Source organism: Paenibacillus tengchongensis (genome assembly GCF_008973665.1).
Classification (GTDB): Bacteria; Bacillota; Bacilli; order Paenibacillales; family Paenibacillaceae; genus Paenibacillus_AQ; species Paenibacillus_AQ tengchongensis.
On record NZ_WACP01000005.1, the window covers coordinates 38,420 to 58,818 of the forward strand.

Annotated in this window: 15 protein-coding genes; all 15 read right to left on the reverse strand. The window is 56.2% G+C overall.

Annotation, left to right across the window (positions count from 1 at the left end):
* Positions 1-9 precede the first annotated feature (9 nt).
* A complete protein-coding gene (asd, locus tag F1381_RS09900) occupies positions 10-1,098 on the reverse strand; it encodes an aspartate-semialdehyde dehydrogenase (protein WP_151734689.1) in 1,089 nt (362 codons plus the stop codon).
* A 263-nt stretch (positions 1,099-1,361) separates the two neighbouring features.
* Positions 1,362-1,808 carry a hypothetical protein gene (locus F1381_RS09905; RefSeq protein ID WP_187355278.1) on the reverse strand — a complete coding sequence of 149 codons (447 nt, stop codon included), beginning with the start codon at positions 1,806-1,808 and terminating at the stop codon, positions 1,362-1,364.
* A gap of 480 nt (positions 1,809-2,288) precedes the next feature.
* The gene (locus F1381_RS09910; protein ID WP_151734691.1) at positions 2,289-3,494 is read right to left on the reverse strand and encodes a VWA domain-containing protein; all 1,206 of its coding nucleotides are present in this window, start codon (positions 3,492-3,494) and stop codon (positions 2,289-2,291) included.
* Complete coding sequence (locus F1381_RS09915; RefSeq protein WP_151734692.1) at positions 3,491-5,833, reverse strand: DUF5682 family protein; 2,343 nt, start codon at positions 5,831-5,833, stop codon at positions 3,491-3,493. Before F1381_RS09915 ends, F1381_RS09910 begins: the two co-directional genes overlap by 4 nt.
* Positions 5,830-6,933, reverse strand: a complete 1,104-nt coding sequence (locus F1381_RS09920) for an ATP-binding protein (protein ID WP_151734693.1) — start codon at positions 6,931-6,933, stop codon at positions 5,830-5,832. Before F1381_RS09920 ends, F1381_RS09915 begins: the two co-directional genes overlap by 4 nt.
* A 37-nt stretch (positions 6,934-6,970) precedes the next feature.
* Positions 6,971-8,803 carry a HEAT repeat domain-containing protein gene (locus tag F1381_RS09925; RefSeq protein ID WP_151734694.1) on the reverse strand — a complete coding sequence of 611 codons (1,833 nt, stop codon included), beginning with the start codon at positions 8,801-8,803 and terminating at the stop codon, positions 6,971-6,973.
* A 41-nt stretch (positions 8,804-8,844) separates the two neighbouring features.
* On the reverse strand, positions 8,845-10,284 hold the full coding sequence (locus F1381_RS09930) for an SWIM zinc finger family protein (protein ID WP_151734695.1): 1,440 nt from the start codon (positions 10,282-10,284) through the stop codon (positions 8,845-8,847).
* 186 nt (positions 10,285-10,470) lie between these two features.
* A complete protein-coding gene (locus tag F1381_RS09935) occupies positions 10,471-11,073 on the reverse strand; it encodes a response regulator transcription factor (protein ID WP_151734696.1) in 603 nt (200 codons plus the stop codon).
* Complete coding sequence (locus F1381_RS09940) at positions 11,070-12,206, reverse strand: sensor histidine kinase (protein WP_151734981.1); 1,137 nt, start codon at positions 12,204-12,206, stop codon at positions 11,070-11,072. The genes F1381_RS09935 and F1381_RS09940 overlap by 4 nt, the downstream gene beginning before the upstream one ends.
* Before the next feature lie 139 nt (positions 12,207-12,345).
* Complete coding sequence (gene desA / locus F1381_RS09945; protein WP_151734697.1) at positions 12,346-13,416, reverse strand: Delta(5) desaturase DesA; 1,071 nt, start codon at positions 13,414-13,416, stop codon at positions 12,346-12,348.
* A gap of 194 nt (positions 13,417-13,610) precedes the next feature.
* Complete coding sequence (locus F1381_RS09950; protein WP_151734698.1) at positions 13,611-15,209, reverse strand: response regulator transcription factor; 1,599 nt, start codon at positions 15,207-15,209, stop codon at positions 13,611-13,613.
* 22 nt (positions 15,210-15,231) lie between these two features.
* The gene (locus F1381_RS09955) at positions 15,232-16,599 is read right to left on the reverse strand and encodes an ABC transporter substrate-binding protein (RefSeq protein ID WP_187355279.1); all 1,368 of its coding nucleotides are present in this window, start codon (positions 16,597-16,599) and stop codon (positions 15,232-15,234) included.
* A gap of 13 nt (positions 16,600-16,612) precedes the next feature.
* Positions 16,613-18,337 carry a sensor histidine kinase gene (locus tag F1381_RS09960; RefSeq protein WP_151734699.1) on the reverse strand — a complete coding sequence of 575 codons (1,725 nt, stop codon included), beginning with the start codon at positions 18,335-18,337 and terminating at the stop codon, positions 16,613-16,615.
* Positions 18,338-18,479: 142 nt separating this feature from the next.
* On the reverse strand, positions 18,480-19,343 hold the full coding sequence (locus F1381_RS09965; RefSeq protein WP_151734700.1) for a carbohydrate ABC transporter permease: 864 nt from the start codon (positions 19,341-19,343) through the stop codon (positions 18,480-18,482).
* Entirely contained in the window at positions 19,340-20,290 is a 951-nt protein-coding gene (locus tag F1381_RS09970) for a carbohydrate ABC transporter permease (protein ID WP_151734701.1), read from the reverse strand. The genes F1381_RS09965 and F1381_RS09970 overlap by 4 nt, the downstream gene beginning before the upstream one ends.
* Positions 20,291-20,399 lie beyond the last annotated feature (109 nt).

Genomic DNA, 20,399 nt, shown 5'->3' on the forward strand with positions numbered 1-20,399 from the left:
AGCAGCAAGTTATTGCTTCGGTACGATGTAGCCTTCCGCTTTCAGCAGCTCGGCGATCAGCACGGCGCCGCCGGCTGCGCCGCGGACCGTATTGTGGGAGAGGCTGACGAATTTATAATCATGCAGCGTGTCTTCGCGGAGTCTGCCGGCCGAGACGCCCATGCCGTTCTCGATGTCACGGTCCAGGCGGGTCTGCGGACGGTTCTCTTCCTCGAAGTAAGTGATGAACTGCTTCGGTGCGCTCGGCAGTCCCAGCTCCTGCGGACGGCCGCTGAAGCTCTGCCAGCGTTCAAGAATCTCTTCCTTGGTCGGCTTCTTCTCGAAGGAGACGAACGCCGCCGCCAGATGGCCGTCGGCTACCGGCACGCGGATACACTGGGTGGTGATGACCGGGCTTTCGCTCTTCACAATGCCCTCATCCGTAACCGAGCCCCAGATGCGCAGCGGTTCCTGCTCACTCTTCTCTTCTTCTCCGCCGATGAACGGAATGACGTTGTCCACCATATCCGGCCAATCGGTGAACGTCTTGCCGGCGCCGGAAATCGCCTGATAGGTGGTAACAACCACCTTGGACGGCTTGAACTCCTTCAGCGCATTGAGCGCCGGCATGTAGCTCTGGATCGAACAGTTCGGCTTCACGGCGATAAACCCGGTCTCCGTACCCAGGCGTTTACGCTGCTGGGCGATAACCTCCAGATGCTCCGGATTGATCTCCGGAATGACCATCGGCACATCCGTTGTCCAGCGGTGCGCAGAGTTGTTGGAAATGACCGGCGTGCCGGTCTTCGCGTAGGCTTCTTCCAGCGCCTTGATTTCTTCCTTCTTCATGTCCACTGCACAGAAGATCAGGTCGACATCCTTAGCTACCTCCTCCACCTTGGAGGCATCCTGTACAACGATATGCTTGACGCCTTCCGGCAGCGGCGTGGACAGCTTCCATCTGCCCTTGACCGATTCCTCATAGGTCTTGTTCGCCGAATTGGCGCTTGCCGCGATGGCCGTAACTTCAAACCATGGATGATTCTCAAGAAGTGCGATAAAACGTTGACCCACCATACCGGTACCGCCCACGATACCCGCTCTCAACTTACTTGACATAAGAACTTCAATTCCTTTCAAGCAGCTCCCTGTGATAGGCGCTTTTTAATTCCCGATTATAAAGGATATGTGCAGCTTACACAATATGTGAACGAAAAGTAAGTCTTGCCTTTTTTAGCGTGAAAGAGCTTTACAGCACATTGACCGCGAATAACGGATCATAAGTCTTCTGAATGATCAGGTTCTATCCCAGGTATTACATGATCTTGATCGTCAAATAAACGCCCATTGTTACTTTCTTAGCAGTAAAATAAATACAGTGATTATGGGACAAAACCTTCACCAAATTTTCCCTTCATACTCTGTTGGGTTTTAATCGCTTGCCCGTAATTTATACCCGTAACAATAAAGAAATTAGGTTCTTTACCATTCTTTTGTCCCCAAGTTGGTGTGGTCCAAATATTAATATTCCGGAAATTGTTATCGAACCATATCATTCCGCTTCCAATCTCTTTAATCGATGAGGGAGAACTAGTGAACGATTGATATTGTAGCCCCCCCATATTTATTCCATTTTCTCTTTTTGTAATAGCGATATCAGTCATTATGTTATTGTTTGTAAAATCATAACCTTCAATAAATATGTTTCCTTTAAACTTATGTTGACGTAATAACGGTCTATATAATGTACCAGAGATTCTTATTTTCGTACTAACTGTTGTCAATTGGTTGTTTTCGATAAATGTCACAGCATCTCTGGATATGTTCACTTTTTTGGGGAAATTGAAGAAGAAAGAAAGGACTAATACACATATGCACAAAACCAGAATGAAGATTTTAGAATACATTTTAGTCAATTTATTTTAGCCTTCTTCCTTTGAAAAATAAGAAAAGATTTGCACTTAACATTAGTATATTAAGCGCAAATCTTAATGCAACGAATATTATCTCACAATTTAGTTATCAATAAACGTAGGCCATCAATGCTAATTTGGCACTCATGCGCCTTTCACTTCATAGGAAGGTTGATGACGAGCCGATCAAGTGAAGATATTTATTATGCAGCCATCAATCAAATAGGTAACAGATTGGACAGAAATGCAGAGCAGTGATTCTCCCTGAAGCGAGAAAATCGCTGCTCTGCTTATTATTACAATATCAAGCTTGTGTTATTGCCCTAGCAGGATTTTGGCAAAAGTCGATTCAATCGGGATCATGGATAGCTGTCTATTTGACGGGTGCAGTTCACTTTACAGCGCCCCCAAGCGCTTCGCAAGTCCAGCCAGATCCTGGCCCTTCAGCGCCCCTTCCACCAGAGCGGGCAGCACGGCCGGAGTGCAGGCAAAGCACGGCGTGCCGTCACGGGAAAGCTGGGCCGCAAGGCGCTCGTCATAGGAAGGCTTCCCTTCATCCGACAGGGCCAGCAGCGTCATGGTCCGTACGCCCGCTTCCCGCAGCTCACGCATCCGCCGTACAAGGCCGGCCTGATTACCGTTCTCATAGAGATCGGAGACGATAATGAACAGGGTTTTGCGGGGTTCTGTAATGAACTGCTCGCAGTATTTCACCGATTTATGGATGTCCGTTCCGCCGCCCAGCTGAATGCCGAACAGCATATCGACCGGATCATCACCGCACTGTTCGGTTAAATCGACGATCTCGGTATCGAAAGCGACGACGCGTGTGTTGAGTGCAGGGATACTCGCAAAGATGGAGGCGACAATGGAGGCCCAGATCACAGAATCGGCCATTGAACCGCTCTGGTCGATATCCACGATGATCGTCCATTCCTTGCTGCGGCGGGAGCGGTCGAAATAATACATGCGCTCGGGAATGACAATCCGCCGCTCCCGGTCGTAGTTCTTCAGGTTCCGGTTGATCGTCAGCTTCCAGTCCAGGCCGCTCAGGGAAGGGAGCGGCGAATGCTGCCGCTTGTTCAGCGCTCCGGTGACCGCCTGCCGGATATCGGTCTCCAGCAGCTTGACGAGCTCATCCACAAGTGACTGCACAAGCATACGTGCCGTATCTTTGGTCTTCTCGGGGATTTTGCCTTTCAGCGACAGCAGCGTGCCCACGAGTGCGATATCCGGCTTCACCGAAGCCAGCAGCTCCGGCTCCAGCAGCAGCTCTTTCCAGCCCTTGCGTTCCATCGCATCGTTCTGGATCACGGACACCACATCATCAGGGAACAGGCTGCGCACATCGCCCAGCCATTTGGAGAGATGCACGGCACTGCGTCCGCTTCCCGCCCCCTTGCCTCTCCCCTGGGCCGCCGGATCTTCAGCGTTCTCGCCCCCGTAGATCGCTGCCAGCGCCGCATCCATAATGAGCTCCTCTTCCGTAAGCTCCACTGAGCCCCCGGGAACACTCTGCGACAGCGCCTGCTCGGCTTCCTGCCCAAGGATCAGCCGCCAGCGCGTCGCCGTATGGGCGTTCAACTTGCTGTTACCGTTCATAGCAAATCATCGAAGTCAAAATCGTCCAGCTGCTCCAGCATCTTGGCTTCCTCCTCCTTCAGTTCACCGGTCAAGAACTCAGCGGCCGATTCTGCGTTCACTCCCCATAACTCGCCCAGCAGCTCGGAGACAAGCGTCTTCTCACGCGCGGTGAAAGAGCTGAACGCCCGGCGCAGAAATACGAGTGCCCGCTTAAACTCCCGGTCTTCTAATTGATTGATATAATCGTTCAATTGCTCCCACAGGCTCATCCGCGACAATAAGGCATAACGGCCGCGCATGGCCAGACCCTCGAACCAGCCGGCGCCGAGATCGGCCGGGCTGCCCGGCGACAGCCGCCGCGAGACTTCGGCGGCAAGCGTCTCGCCGTCCATCGTCCCCCGCTCCAGAAGAATGGAGCAGGCCAGGCCCGACAGGCGGGGATTGCGGTCATCCCGCTCCGCCAGCCCCAGCAGCTCACGCAGCCACAGCTCTTCATCCACCGTCCCGCTGTAGTCCAGGGAGATGGCGTTAAGCTCATTCATCGCCGTAAGCATCCCGCCGGCTGCTTCGTCGTTGCAGCCGCTTGCTTCCTGAAGAAACAGGCAGCCCCGTGTAAACAGCTCCGCGAGCAGCGGAACGAGCGGTGCGGTATCCACCTTGCGGATGCCGCCGAAGCCGGTAATGGCGGCAAGATCGCGCGCCGCAGCGGCGATGCCGGTCACGTCGCGGCTGTCGACAGCCAGGCGCTGCAGCACCCGGGTGGATTCTTCAATCTGCGCGGTCATGCCGCACAGGCAGGCGATCTTGATCAAAGCCGACGCTTCGGCGATGGTCCTGCACTGGCTCAGCTTCTCCCGCAGCATGAAGGCCGCGGCAACCTCCACCGTTTCTCCGAGCAGCGTCGCTTCCACGACCTGGATTTCCACCTCGGGGGACCATTGCAGCACCCATTCTTCTGCCCACGTGGCCGCGTCCTGCCTCGCTGGCCGGAGTTGGGCGAAGCCGATGCCGAGGAACCGGAGCCGCTGCAGCAGGATGGAGCGGTTCAGATCGAGGTACGCGGCTTCCTCGCCCGCAGCCCGGCGGTTCTCGCGCAGATCGAGCAGCAGCTCGCCGGCAACGGTGCTTCTGTACTTCTCCAGCTTATAGCGCTTCAGCAGCCGGTTCAGGTCATCCTGAATCGGGGTCTGGCTGACACCTTCGGCCAGATTGCCGATATCCGTGCCCACATCGACTCTGGCGAGCGCTTCGGACACCGGCGCCAGCTCGCCGTGGCCGAGCAGTGTCAGCGCGGCGTCCCGCAGATCGCGCAGTGTCGGTGCGCTGCCGCCGTGCAGCGCCGCCAGCGATTCCGCCAGCCGTACAGCCTCGATGACTTCGGCTGTAGAGCGGTATGTTCCTGCGCGCCGCACATGACCCGCCACCGCAGACAGATAGCGGTGGGGAAGCGTGTCCAGGCTGCCGCTCTCCATCATCTCCCACATCATCTGGAAATAATGCGGCGCCGCATTTCCCGCGCCGTAGCCGGACATGGTGGACAGCTTGTAATAGGAATAAGGCATCAGCGTCAGCTTGGCGCTGCGGGCAGGCAAGGCCTGCAGCTCGGCATCGCTGATGGCGGCCAGCGGGGCGGCCAGCGCTGCGGCATGATAAGCTCCGCAGACAACGACAATCTTGTCGGGCCGGTGGCCCGCTGCAATGGTTTCATCAATCCTGCGGCGCATATACGACTCTCTAAGCGCATTGTAAGCATATTCGAGCGGCTGCTCCTGCTGCTCCCGGCTCTCGGATAGCTCACGCATCTCTCCGGAGAACGCGGAAATCGCCTCCCGGTAGGCCCCGCTGTTCAGGTTGTGCTCGTAATGCCGTTCCCAGTACATGTCGTAATCATACTCACCGGCCAAGGCGGCGATCCGGCTGTACAGCGATTCTTCTGCAATCCCGGCATCCGGATTGGCCGGCTCCGCCGGGCCGGTCTCTTCTGTACGGACGGCAGCCCTTTTACGCTCAAGCTTATCCTGAAGTCCGAGCATGACCGAAGTAGGAAGATCGATGAACGCGGCCTCCGCCCCGTGCTCCGCCGCCCATTTCATCGCCTGATATTCCGGGGAATAGACGGCAAAGGGCCACAGCACCGTGCGGACGGGCAGTTCATCGGTAAAAGCCAGAATGGCCACCGGCGGCTTCGTAAGAGGCTGCGTCAAATGGCGGATTTCACCGTCGGCATCGGCCGGTCCTTCGATCAGCACCGCTGTCGGCTGGATTTCATTCAGGAAGCTAAGCAGATGCTTGGCGGCACCCGGCGACAGATGCCGCACCCCGAATATATTTACGCTCGCTCTGGCATCCGTTATCACTCATTCATCTCCTTACAGGCCTGATACAGGCCGCGCCACTCCGTTCCCCGTTTCTTCATCACATTGTCCAGATATTCCTTCCACACCAGCCGGTCCTTATCGTCGTCCTTGACGATCGCACCCTGCAGTCCTGCCGCCAGGTCGATGTCGGTCAGTTCGCCGCTGCCGAAGCTCGCGGCCAGCGCCATGCTGTTCGTGAGCAGGGAAATCGCCTCCGCCGTGGAAATGACGCCGGCGGGCGTTTTGACCTTCTCCTTCCTGTCAAGCGTCATTCCGCTGCGCAGCTCGCGGAAGATCGTCACCACCTTCAGCAGCGCCTCGTCTGCCGGAGCAGCGGCCTGCAGCTCATAGGAGGCTGCAATTTCGCCCACCCGCTTCTTCACAATTGCCATTTCCGTCTCCAGATCGGCGGGAGCGGGCAGCACGATGATATTGAAGCGGCGCTTGAGGGCCGCCGACATCTCATTGACGCCGCGGTCACGGGTATTGGCGGTAGCGATGATGGAGAAGCCTTTGCGGGCGCTTGTCTCGCCGCCGAGCTCAGGCACAGAGATCGTCTTCTCGGACAGAATGGAGATCAGCGCATCCTGCACTTCCGAGGCGCAGCGCGAAATTTCCTCGAACCGGGCAATCCCGCCTTGCTCCATGGCCCGCATGATCGGGCTTTTGACCAGAGCCTCCGGAGTCGGTCCATTAGCCAGCAGCATGGCATAGTTCCAGGAGTAGCGGACATGCTCCTCGCTCGTACCCGCCGTCCCCTGCACTACCAGTCCGGAATTCCCGTAAATGGCGGCAGCCAGATTCTCCGACAGCCAGGACTTCGCCGTTCCCGGCTCGCCGATCAGGAGCAGCGCCCGGTCGGTGACGAGCGTGGCCACAGCCATCTCAATCAGCCGGTTGTTGCCGATATATTTGGGGGTGATCGGCGTTTTGCCGGCCTTGCCGCCGGTAATGAAGGTCAGCACCGAACGGGGCGACATTTGCCACCCCGCCGGAATCTTGTCTTTATCCTGCTTGCGCAGCGCCTCCAGTTCTTCGCGGTACAGCACTTCCGCCGGCAGCCGCAGAACGCTTTCGGGCTTCTCTTGTCCCGTAGACATGTACACCTCTCCTTTATATTCGCTTCAGCCTGCTGGCTCAGGCCATAGCCTGAACCTGGCCCAGCACATACGCCAGCTGCTTTCTGGCCTCATACTGGTAACGCGGCAGCAAGGCTTCAATACGGCCGGCATAGCTTGCCGGAAGCTCCAGCAGCATCCCGAACAGAACCCCGTCAAAATCATAAGGCCGGTAGTATCTCTTCTCCTGCTCCAGCAGGGATACCAGCAGTTCCTGACGTTCAGGCAGCGGCATTCCGGTCCGTTCCAGCCCCTGGAACAGAATGGGCACCAGCTCATTCCTGTCCCGCTGCTCCAGTGTGCCCAGATGCTTCAGCATAAAGCTTTGCGCCCCAGAATGCCCGGGACGGGCAAAAGCCGCCGTCAGCTTCAGCGAGCCTCTCGCCACGAACCAGTCCAGCCAGCGTGCATCCCATGTGTCCAGTTCCTCTTCCCCGGGCATCAAATAGTCCAGGGAATTATAGAAGCCGGAGCCTTCCCACACCCGTTCCACCTGTCTCCATTCCCGGCGCAGCACTAGCGCTTCAATGGCATCCAGCAAGATATGCTCGCGCTGATTCTTTCTCTTGGAGCCGAGATTCTTCAGCGTCTCCAGCAGCGAGCCGGCAAAGCTGTGATACAATTCGGCGGGAGCCAGCAGCCTGCGGGCCAAATGGAAATGCTGATGCGCATAGACCACATGCTCGCGCTCCAGCTCCTGCATCAGCTGTAAATCCTCATAAGTTCCATGTTTCTCCACATAAGAGGCAGCCCGTGTAAGCAGCGATGAACCGCCGACAGGCGCGAACCGCTTGTAGTTGCGCAGCACATGGCGGTACGCCTCCAGCAGCTCAGGGCTTTGCAGCCCGCGAAGGGCTGTAATAAAAGGCTGCAGACGGCTCCACAGCTTCTCGCTATCTTTGCCGTCTTTAGGGGGGGCTTCTACCTGATTCAGCTCTGTATGAAAAAGCGCCGTCAGCCGCCGGGCCAGCCCGGCACTGACCTTCCCGCAAACCGCCTCCCCGGCCGCCTCCCTGTCCTTCCCGGCAAAGGCTTCCATAATCCGTTCCTCGCCTTCCACCGAACCGCCTTCGGCCAGTGCCGCATAAGCCGCTTTGCGGATGGCGCTGCGAGATTCCCTGGACCATTCCAGCAGAAGAGGCACAACATCCGCTTCGCCGGCCAGGAATTCAATGGCCGTCGTCCGTATAGCTTCTTTGCCGTCCTTGGCCGCCGAGAGCAGCAGTCCGCGCCATTCGGGACCGCCGGCAGCGCCTATAACCTTAAGCTTGCGCACATCATTCTTTCCGCCCTGCAGATCAAGCTGCCCGGCAAGCACCCCGGCGATATCCTGGCCATAAGACGGCAGGATCGTCGTCATGGCATAATCGGCAATTTCCGAGTAAGGATCGTCCAGCGCCCCGATGGCCAGCGGCAGCAGCCGCAGATCCTGAAAGGCTCCTTCTTTATACGCCTCCATAATAATCTCATATCTGCCGCCGCCTGAGGTCGTCAGGGCATCGCGGATCGGCGCCAGCCTGCGGTAGGCAAGCGTTGTCCGGGTCCGCACAGGTACAGTTTCAATGGGACCCGGACTTCCTTCGGGCGTGGAAGTCCCCTGTGTATAAAGCACCGATTCCAGCAGCAGCGCGAGCTCCTGGAGCTTCACCGCAGGCGGTTCTGCGGATGCCTCCGGTTCCACCAGCGCGGCAATGCCCTCTCCGATCCGCTTAAATACGGCCGAGCGTTCACCGAGCTGGCGGAATTGCGGCAGCAGCCGCTTCAGCCGGAAATCGCCCGCCGCCAAATCGCTGCCGGCGATATACAGCCTTCTGGTCTCCTGATGAAGTTCTTGCAGCAATGTTGTACTCACTGTTTCTCCTCCTTATGGTCTAATCGGGTTCATTGGAATGCTCAGTACAACATCCTGAAAGCTTCTTCATCCTTGAAGACTGTCAGCGGCTGGGCGGTAAGCCGGTTCGTATCCGGATTATGGTGGAACATCACCAGCAGCGTACAATCGCTGAGCGCTTCGGCCGGCAGGAACGGCAGCAGCTGCACGGTGCCTTCGGCCAGCGGATAAATATCCTCCAGCACGAGGCTCTGCCCCTCTGAATCCGTCGCCGTGAACTGTCCGTCCGCTGTAACACCGACTTGGGCCGCATGCAGCAGCAGCACCGGCCGTTTGTCGCCGAGCGGGGTCTTGAGCTGCTGCTTGACCGTCTTCACCGCTTCGGCATAGGAACGCCGGGCCGCCTCCCGGATGTCACGGTAATCAGCGGCTTCTGCCGGGCGGACGCTCATCTCTTCATAACGCACACGGGCGTTCAGCCCGCCCGGATAGACATATAAACAAGGAATCTGCGCGACACCGAAGAAGCTGTCTTCTTCCCGCATCAGCTTTGCCGCTTTATATGGGCGGTAGTTTATCGTTCTGTGGACGTCTCCTGCACCCAGATCCAGCCAGAAGCCTTCATCGACATATTCTGCACGGGCCAGGTCATTATAGCTGTGGAAGGCCAGCTGGATCAGCTCGGCGTTCTCCCTGATCCGGCCGAAGCTCTTCAGCTCGGAGAGCTGCCAGGCATGGCCCAGCCACTCGTCAATCGTAGACTCGGGGTCCAGCAGCAGCTCCGGGTCCTCCATGCGCGCATGCAGATGGGAGCGGCCTTTGTGGATCAGGGCGTGAATGACCGTAAGCTGTTCCATCAGATAAGAATAGCCCTCCTCGCTCACTTCCCCTTCCCCGAACAGGATCACCAGCCGGCGCAATTCGTTCTGCGCTCCGGGCAAATAATAATTGCCCAGCTCCTTCACTTGCCCTTGCAGCTCCTTCAGGCGCTTGGCATCCACCGTCGCCAGTCCGCTGCGTACAAGCGACAGCACCAGCTTCTCCAGCTGCTCCAGGCCTTCGAGCTGGGCCTGCATTTTTTTGCGCAGCGCCGATTTATTGACCTTCTTCGGCTTGGCCTCCGCGCCGCCTTCCTCCTGCTTTGCCTTGTTCTCTTCGCGCTTCTCCGCCTTCTCCCGCTTCGCTGCCACATCTTCGGGCACATCCTTCACCGCAAATCCCCTGCCCTCGGCATAGGCGTAAAGCAAGCCCAGCGCATGCTTGCAGGGGAACTGCCGGCTTGGGCAGGAGCAGCGGAAGACCGGCTTATCAGGCATGATAAAATCAGCCGAGCAGACGTAAGGCTGCTTGCCGCTGCCTGCGCACTTTCCGAACAGCAGGTCACCGGACTCCGTACGGCTCAACTCGGTGAAGCTGTTCTTGCGCACAAGGTTCTGGCCGTTCTTGGCCGCGGCCGCATTCGGGGCCATTGAATCCACATAGGTTGCTGTAATATCTGGCAATGTCTTTCCTCCCGACTGGAATAATGAAATATAAGAGCACATGTTTGCTTTTATATTAGCAAATGTAACCTCCTCTTCCAATCCTATTACCCTTCAGGGAGACAAAATGATAACAAAGACCCAGACGGGCCTCGGGGTTCTGGAATAATAAAAAAAGAGCAGCTTCCGCCGCCCTTTGCCTTCCTGCTATTTAAACCAGCCCTTCTCCTTGAAGCGCGTAATCGCTTCGATCCGGTTGCCGACATCCAGCTTATCCAGGATAACCGAGATGTAATTGCGTACCGTACCTGTAGTGATAAACAGCTGGCTCGCAATTTCCTTCGTATTCTTGCCGTCAGCGATCAGCCCCAGCACTTCCTTCTCCCGTTGGGTGAGCGGGTTCGGCTCGCCGCTGTAGGCTTCCTCCAGCAGCTCGGGCGCGTACAGCCGCCGGCCGGCCATGACGCTGCGGACCGACTGGGCCAGCTCCTCGCTGGGGCTGTCCTTCAGGAGATACGCATCCACTCCCGCCTTCATCGCCCGCTCGAAATAGCCGGCCCGGGCGAAGGTGGTCAGGATCATGATTTTGCAACCGCTGCCCTTCAGCGCCTCCGCCGCCTCCAGGCCGCTCATGCCCGGCATCTCAATGTCCATAATGCAGATATCGGGCTTCAGCTCCCGCACCAGCTTGACAGCCTCCTCGCCGCCTGCCGCTTTACCCACCACCTTCATATCCTCCTCCAGATCGAGCAGGGACGCCAGCGCACCCAGCAGCATCCGCTGATCTTCGGCTATGACAATCTGAATCATGAATGGTTCACCTCCGCTTCCGGCCTTACGGCCACAGGCACTTTGAACGCAATGGATGTCCCTCCGTCCCCGGCGATCTCCAGTGATCCGTTGACGAATTCCAGCCGTTCCCGCATGCCCTGCAGTCCATGGCCTTTATAATAAATATGGCTTCCCTCTATTCCCTTGCCGTCATCCTGTACCCGTATCATCACTTCTGTCGGCAGATCTTCAATTACGATCCGGCAGACATCCGCCCCGCTGTGCTTAACCACATTGTTGACCGCTTCCCTCAAGCACATGCCGAGCACATTTTCCGCCACCAGCGACACATTCTTCAGCCGCGGCTCGCCTCCAAGCTCCAGGCGGATTTCCGCCGCTGCCAGCAACTGCGCTACCCGCACCAGTTCATCCTCCAGACGGATGCCGCGCATCTGGGTGATCAGCTCGCGCACCTCTTTGAGCGCACTGCGCGCCGTCTGCCGCACATCGTTGATTTCATTCCGCGCCTGCACCGGATTCTTCTCCATCAGCTTGCCGGCCAGATCGCTCTTAAGCCCGATCAGGGACAGCTTTTGCCCGAGCGTATCATGCAGGTCCCGGGAAATCCGCTGCCGCTCTTCCATAATGACCAGCTCGGATATCCGCTTGTTCGCATCCTCCAGTTGCCCCTGCAGCTTATCCTGGTTATTGCGGTTGTAGGTTGTTGCCGGAAGCAGCACCACTGCGATAATGCTGACCAACACGAACGGCAGCTGGGAGATAAAGACGGGATTGCGCGTAATCAGCTCATAGTTGATGGCCACGATCGTAGTCAGCAGATGAATCGTATACAGTGTGAAGAAAGCGATGCGGTTCTGCAGATTCCCGATAAAGAAGGCCAGAAACAGCGCAAAATACATATAGCCGAACACCAGTGTCATAGTGATGGATACAACCAGCTGTACGCTCGTCCAGAAATAAACCACCCAGCCCTTCGATTTGAAGGAAAGCACGTAACAGGTGAAGAACATCATAATCATGATGATCCCGTATACCCAGCGGTCCACCGAAGAGGAACGGAAGATGAAATAAAACGGAAGAATATAGAATACAACCCACACATAAGGGCTGAGCCCCGTGCTTTTGTGAAAAATATGATGCCACTTCTGCATACCCGCCACCCTTATCGCCAGCAAAATTCTACCTCCATTTTAGCATAAACGTTCCCTGATCCGGCAATGTGTTAATACCCCCGATAAATTAAACTTTCTTTATAGACGCAATAACCCCGCAAAGCGGGGCTGGGAGCAACTATTCTATTTTAGCAGCGGCAGGGCCCGCAGGCACTGCTCTGACCGTCATATTCTGCTTCTGCTTGATGCGGGCCACAGCCTCTTTGAAGCCGATAAAACACTTGTGTTCCTCGTCCCACAGCCGGAAGCGGAGTGCGCTCAGACTGGTGCGGAGCGTGATGGTCGTCGCTTTTTGCAGCGGGGGAATATCGTCATGGGCCTGCTCCAGCCGGTAATTCGGAATCTTCGGGCTCAAGTGGTGCACATGGTGAAAGCCGATATTGCCGGTCATCCACTGCAGCAGCGCCGGAAGCTTGTAATACGAGCTGCCCTCCACGGCGGCGTTGACATAGCTCCATTCCTCGTCGTGCTCGAAATAGGTATCCTCGAACTGGTGCTGCACATAAAACAGCCATATGCCCAGACAGCCCGAGACAAAGATGATCGGCAGCTGCACGAGCAGAAAGGCCTGCCAGCCGGCCGCCCAGATGAGGGCTCCGTACAGAACAGCGATCAGAATGTTGGTCAGATAAGTGTTGATGCGTTCCTGGCGCTTGGCGCTCTTGACGTTAAACCGGTATTGCACGACAAACACTGCGAACGGTCCGATGGCGAACAAGGTCAGCGGATGGCGGTACACCCGGTAGCAGAACCGTTTCCACGGGCCGGCCTCCCGGTATTCATCCACGGTCATAATCCAGATGTCGCCGATGCCTCTCTTGTCCAGGTTGCCGCTGCCCGCATGGTGGATCGAATGGCTGCGTTTCCACTGCCGGTAGGGAACCAGTGTAAGTACTCCCGTCAGGGTGCCGAGGATGTCGTTGGCCTTGCGGCTCTTGAAGAACGAACCATGGCAGCAGTCATGAAAAATAATGAAGGTGCGGATCACAAAACCAGCCGCCGCAATACAGAGCGGAAGCGTCAGCCAGTAAGAGACCTGCAGGCTCAGAAATGCAGCCGTCCACAGGATAAGCAGCGGGCCCAGCGTGTTGACAATTTGTCTGATGCTCGATTTGCGGTCGGTATGCTCATACGGTTTGGCGCTCTTTTTCAGGCTGGTGAGCTTAACCAGATCTTGCGTTTGTGTCATGGCTTGACCTCCGGAGCGGCTCCAATGAAGGAGGCGATTTAAGTGTTCCAGTATAGTTCCAGTATATAGAAGCGGGGCCGCTCCCGGTATGCATAAACATCAAGGTTAACAGTATGACATTTATCACGGGTCAAAAAAATCCTTTATGCATCTGCCCGGCCGGCAGCGGCATAAAGGATTGGTGATAATTACAGCTATTGGATCTGCTGGGCATGCTCCTCGCGGAACTCGGACGGCGTCTTGCCGGTCGCCTTCTTGAATACCTGGGTGAAATAGCGCGGGTCCTGGTAGCCTACAAGCGGAGCGACCTGATACACCTTCACATTGCTGTTCTGCAGAATGTATTTGGCCTTCTCCATCCGGCAGTACGTGACGTACTCCAGAAATGTATAGCCGGAGACCTGCTTGAACAGGCTGCAGAAATGGCTGATGGACAGCGCAGCGAATTCGGCCGCCTCTTCAATGCTGAGGTCCCGGTGGTAATTGGCTTCGATGAAACGCATCGTCTTCTCGACCACGCTGCGGCCGTCCTCGCGGGTATCCGACTTGTTGCTGCTGCGCATCCAGCCGCGGAATTCGGCCTTGACCGCCTCAATCATCTCAGTCAGCGTACCCAGTTGATGCAGCCGGCTTAACAGGCCCTCCAGCGACCAGTCATTCTGCAGCTGAAGATGCTCGATCTGCCGGTACAGCACGACGACCATCTCCATGATGATCCTCTCCGCCAGCTCCTTCTCCAGCGCCTGGGCGCCGATGAAGCAGGCCATCTCGTCGAACAGCACCAGCATCCGTTCCATGTTGAGGGTGCGGATGCTCTCCAGCAGCGACAGCTCCAGCTCCTTCGGATACTTCACCTCGCGCCCCTGCGTTTCCGGCGTCTCCTCCTCGATAAATACGCCGGCCTGCCCAGAATAAAAGCGCTGGTACAGTGCTTTGGAGGCCTGCGGATAGACCGTGCTGAGCTGGTCGATGCCGCGGGTGCAGCGGCTGAGGCCCACCGAGCAGGCCAGCTTGGAATAGCGCTTGATGCCGGCGATCAGCTCCTCGCCCAGCTCCCGTTTGCTGGCGCCGAGGCTGCCCGGAAACAGCAGCACCCATTCGCCGTTATAGAAAGGGAACACCGACAAGGCGCCGCTATTCAGCGACCATTCCTCCAGAATGTTGCGCACGGCGAACAGCCAGAGATGCTTCTCCTCCGGGCTCCACTTGGCCGACAGGGCGGCATAGTCGTCCAGCCGCACGACCGCCATGAAATATTCGCCCTCCAGCTCGCTGTTCTCCAGCCACCGCAGATGCTGGAGCGGGCGCGGATTACCGAGCGTGAACTCGGCGAACATCCGCTCTCTGGCCAGCGTGGACAGCATCTGCACGGAATGCATCAGCTGCTCGTTCTCCCGCTGCTTGTCAAGCTTCGTCCGTGCCCGTCCCAGCATCTCGCCCAGCTCATCATGGTCGATCGGCTTCAGCAGGTAATCGAAGGCGCCGAGCCGCAGCGCCTCCCGCGCATATTCGAACTCGCCGTACCCGCTGATAAAGATGAAGATCAGCCGCGAGCTGCGCGGCAGCACCTCTTTCATCAGGGCAATACCGTCGATGACCGGCATGCGGATATCGCTGATGATAATATGCGGCGCGTGTTCTTCGATAAGCTTCAGTGCCGCTTCGCCGTTCCGGGCTTCCCCCACGATTCGGAGCCCCAGCTCCTCCCACGGGATCGCCACCTTTAAGCTGCGGAGAATAATCGGTTCGTCATCCACCAGCAGCACTTTGTATTTCTCTTGACGCTCGCCCATATGATAACCACCCCCAAGAAGATCACTGCAATTCCGTACTGCGAATCAGATTCCAGTATTGCTGCGAGGCCGACTGCAAATCCGCCAGCGCCTGATCGGGACCTGTGCTGCGTCCGATCATTTCTTCGACAACGCCGAGGAACATCTTCTTGACTTCCGGCGACAGCAAATTGTCGTAAGGCACGAAGCTGTGATTATAGCGTTCCATCAGTTCCACCACCTGGGCGAAGACCGGTCCCGTCTTGGCGGAGTCGAAATCGAGCCGCATGGAGGGAATCCGCAATCCTTCATAGACGATCCGGGTCTGCACCTCTTTCGTATAAAAGGCTTTCATCAGCTCCAGCGCCGCTTCGCGTTTCGCGCCTGTCAGGCTTGAGGACAGGCCGATGCCGATGGTATAGCCGCCGGCAATAGACGGCTCTGAGCCCTTAGCCAGCGCCGGAAACGGAATGACGCCCACCGTGTTCTCGAAATCGGCCGGCGCTGTCTCTCCGTTGAACAGGTTGATATCCCAGTTGCCGTTCAGATACATGGCTGCTTGCCCTCCGGTGAATAGCTTGACGGCATTCTCTGTCGAAAGATCATTGGCGCCCGGACTGAACGCCCCCTGCCGGATCCAGCGGCCGAGCATATGGAAGGCCTGCACATAATCCCCGTTCTGGAAGGTTGCTCCGTCGCCGCCCGTCGCCAGCTTCTGAATCAGCTCCGGTCCGGCATAGCGGTCCATCAGATAATGGGCGAAGATCAGGGCGGGCCAGCGGTCTTCGTTCCCGAGCGCGAACGGGATATACCCGGCATTCTGCAGTTGCAGGATAGTCGTATCCAGCTCGCTTAAGGTAGTCGGCGGGACAATCGCCAGCTTCTCGAAGATCGTTTTGTTGTAATAGAGCGGCTCGGCATTGCCTTCAATCGGCAATCCGTAAATATGGTTGTTGAAGGTCCACAGCTGAAGGTCCTTGAATTGTCCGGTCAGGCCGTTCTCTGCGGCAAAATCCGTCAGGTCCATCAGCCGGTCCGACCGGACATACGGCTCGATTTCCGCTCCGCCGAAGAGCACGAACATATCGGGCGGCGTGCCGGTGACCATTTCGCTCTTCAGCTTCTGCTCACGGTGGATGGTCTGGTCAAGCCCTTCGAAGTTCACCTTAACATTGGGATGCTCCAGCTGGTACGCCTGCACCACCTCTTCAAAGATGGCCAATAGCGGCCGGTCATGCTCCTTCAGCCAGAAATGGCGGAAGGTCAGCGTAATCTTCTCCGGGGAATTGTCTTCAATCGGCTCCCTGTCCATAAGAGTGATAAACAGAACAGCGGCGGACATGATGACCGCGTACATCAGAATCCAGCCCCAGTTCAGAAGCCATTTTATTGGTCTTCGTTCTTTGCTCATCCCGCACCCTCCTTCATGGCCGAATCCGCGGGATGCGGATGCGGATGGTTGATCCGAAGCCCGGGGATGAGCAGACGATAAGACCGTACGGATTGCCGAAACGGATGCTCAGGCGTTCATGCACATTTTTCAAGCCTACACCGCTGTCGCTGTATTTCTTGCGGTTGCCGCCTTCCCGGTCCCAAAGGCTCAGCATTGTCGAAGGCGCAAAGCCGGGACCGTTATCCTGAACAATGATAATCAGATCTCCTCCGGCCTCCTGCGCCCTGATGGTGATCACACCATGCTCCTCCATTTGCTCGATGGCATGGTAGAGGGCGTTCTCGACAATCGGCTGAACGATCAGCTTCTGGGTCATGAAATGCTTAAGCGCTTCCGGAAGCTCGATTTCATAGGTGAATTTATCCTCAAAACGGAATTTCTGGATATCCAGATAATGCCGCACATGCTCGAATTCCATCTGCAGCGGAATCAGCTCCTGGTTCTGGCTGATGCTGATCCGCAGCAGCTTGCCGAGGGAGACAACCATTCTGCTGATGTCGCGGTTGCCGGCCAGCACGGCCATGGAGTTGATCGATTCCAGCGAATTATAGATAAAATGAGGATTAATCTGCGCCATCAGCGCCTGCATCTCCGCTTCCTTCTTGCGTCCCTGCTCCGTCTGCACCTGCTCGATCAGCTCGCTGATCTGGGCGCTCATCCGGTTGAAGCCGTCGATCAGGAGATCACTCTCGTCGTTTGAATGCAGCGGCGTCGTAATCGGTGTGAATATTCCCTGCTTGACCCGCTTCATTCCGTTCACGGCGCTGTTGATACTGCGGACGAGCCTGCGCACGAAATACCGGTCGAACAGGAATGCGGACAGAAGTGAGACCGTGCCCAGAATAACCGCAATATTGCGGATGGAATTCGACTCTGAGGTGATCAGATTCATCGGCGTAATCGCCGCCAGATACCAGTCGGCATTATGCGAAGGCAGGAAGGTGATCTGCGACCGCACTCCCTGGTAACTGTCGATATAGTAGTCCTGTTCCTGAACATAATCCTCCTGTAAAAAAGGAAACTCCGTCCGTTGACCGATATACTCGCCGGATTTGTTGAACACAATGTTGCCCTGCCTGTTGACCAGCAGAATATCGCCTTCCTTCAGCGTGGCGGCCTCCCAGAAAATCTGGTCCAGGAGATCCGGCTTCACATAGACCACCAGATAGCCGATATCCTCCAGTGAGTAATAATCCTTGATGATCCGCGCCTGAATCAGCACCGGCCGGCCGGCGCTTTCGGAACCGTTCTCGCCGGGACCCGACCAGACCGGACGCCCTTCGGCCTGCTCCATCGGCCCGTACCAGAGCTGCTTCTGGAGATCGGCAAAAGCCATCGGGGCGTTGTAGTGATACAGCAGCCGGTCCTTCCCGTACAGGCTGAAGGAGGTGATCATCGGATGATTGATCAGCAGGTTGTTAATCTCCTGCTTACGGTCATACGTCAGCACGAAATTCGGCTGCTTCAGCGACTGCTGGATCGCAGGCTGCGTAATGGCCGAATTGGTGATGGACGATATTTCGCTGAGGGCGAACTTCAGCTTGCGGTCGGTCTCCTGCAGCGAGATCCAATAGAAGTTGCTTGACTTCTTCTCCATTGCATTCGAGAAGTTGACGTAAGTAACCAACCCCATCACGATTACGGGGATAAACACGAGCAGAATAATAGCGAACAAGATTTTGCGCCTGAGCTTCATTGTTCCAAACCTTCCCCCTGCTGACTCCGGACTGCGGGCAGGCGAATGCCGTCCCTGTTCCAAGGACGGCACCGTACCCTCTCATGTTAACTATTCTTCATCCACGTACCGTATTCCTTGCGGATTTAACAATGAAATCCAATTAACTCTTGATGGCCCCGGAAGTCAGGCCGGCAATCACCCACCGGCTGAACAGCAGGAATACAACGAGCAGCGGCAGCGTTGCGGTGAAGGTGGCCGACATGATCATGCCGTAATCCAATCCGTCCCGCTGGGTAAACAGCTGCTGCAGGGCAATCTGTATGGTGTAATGCTCTTTGTTCTTCAGAACCACCAGCGGCCAGAAGAAATCATTCCAGACCGTCATGAAGTTGAGAATGCCGAGCGTAGCCATCGCCGGTGTAATGACCGGAACGGCGATATTCCAGAAGATCCGGAAGTGGCCGCCGCCGTCAATACGTCCGGCTTCGATCAATTCGGTCGGCACGGCGGAAGCGATGTACTGCCGCATCCAGAAGATGCCGAAGGCATTGACCATGGCCGGTACGATCAGGGCTTTGTACGTATCGATCCAGTGCAGCTTCGCCATAATGACATAGGTCGGCAGTACGCCGAGCTGCTGCGGAACGACCAGTGTCGCAATGACGAAGATGAACAGCCAGCTTTTGCCCGGGAACTCATATTTGGCAAAGGCATATCCGGCGAGTGTACAGAAGAAGACTACGGATACCGTTACCATCGACGCGACGAACAACGAGTTGCCGAGTGCCTGGAAAAAGGCCGATTTGTCGAGGGCATGCTGGAAATTTGTAAAGAACTGATCTCCTACCGTAAGGATCGGCGGCACATTAAAAACGGCGCTTTTGTCATTGGTTCCGACTACAAACATCCAATAGAACGGGAAAATGGAAACCAGCGCACCAAAGATCAGCAGGAAGTAGAAGCCCAGCTTGCCGAAGAAGCCGAGGTCATCTGGTTTTTTTCTGAATACGCGCAGAGTGCTCACGCTTTAACCCCTCCCGTTTCTCCGGTGCCTCTGGAAATCAGCATGTTAATGATGGAGAAAATGATAGTGATGATGAACAGCAGTACAGCTGTGGCTGCCGCGGTACCGAAGAAGCTGTTGCGGAACGCTTCACTGTACAGATAAGTAACCATGGTGATTCCTTCCTGGCGGGTAGAGCCGGTACCGGATTGCCCCAGGAACACATAAGGCTCCGTGAACAGCTGCAGGGCGCCAATGGTTGACTGCAGGGATACGAAAATAATAAACGGCTTCAGCAGCGGCAGAGTAATGGAGAACAGCTGCTGTCTGCGGTTTGCCCCGTCAATTCTTGCCGCTTCATACAGATCACTCGGGATGCTCTGCAGGCCCGAGAGGAAGATGATGGCATTGTAGCCCGTCCAACGCCACATCACCATCGATGAAATAGCGATCTTGACGCCCCACCAGCCGGAGTTAAAGGGCACACTGTCCAGACCGATGCTGTTCAGCATCCAGTTGACCATCCCGTTATTTCCGAACAGGGTGCTGAACACCAGCGCTACGGCCACAATTGACGTGATATTGGGCATAAAGTACAGGATACGGAAGGCGCTTTTGAATCTGGTCATCCCGGAGTGCAGGAGCACCGCGAGCAGCAGCGCCAGCAGCACCTGCGGCACGGTTCCCATAAGCCCCATAATGACGGTATTGCTGAAGGAAATCCAGAAGGTGGGATCGCTGGTGATCAGTTCATAATTTTTAAATCCGACATATTTCATTGGATTCAGGGCGTCCCATTTGAAGAAGGACAAATAAAAGGTAAAGAAGATCGGGTATAGTCCAAATATCGAGAACAGAATAAAGAAAGGAGAAATAAAAGTATACGCAGTGATGCGGCTCCGTCTTTGTTCAGTTAAAAAAGGCCGTTTGCTCTCGGCATGCGGACTCGAAATTACGGGCTCTGCCATGTCACACCTCCAGAGATATAAAAAACTGCTTGTTTGCGTGAAATCCGGACTCACAGGGTGTGTGGCATTCCCGTGAATCCGGATATACAATTCCAGTAAAAATCTATGG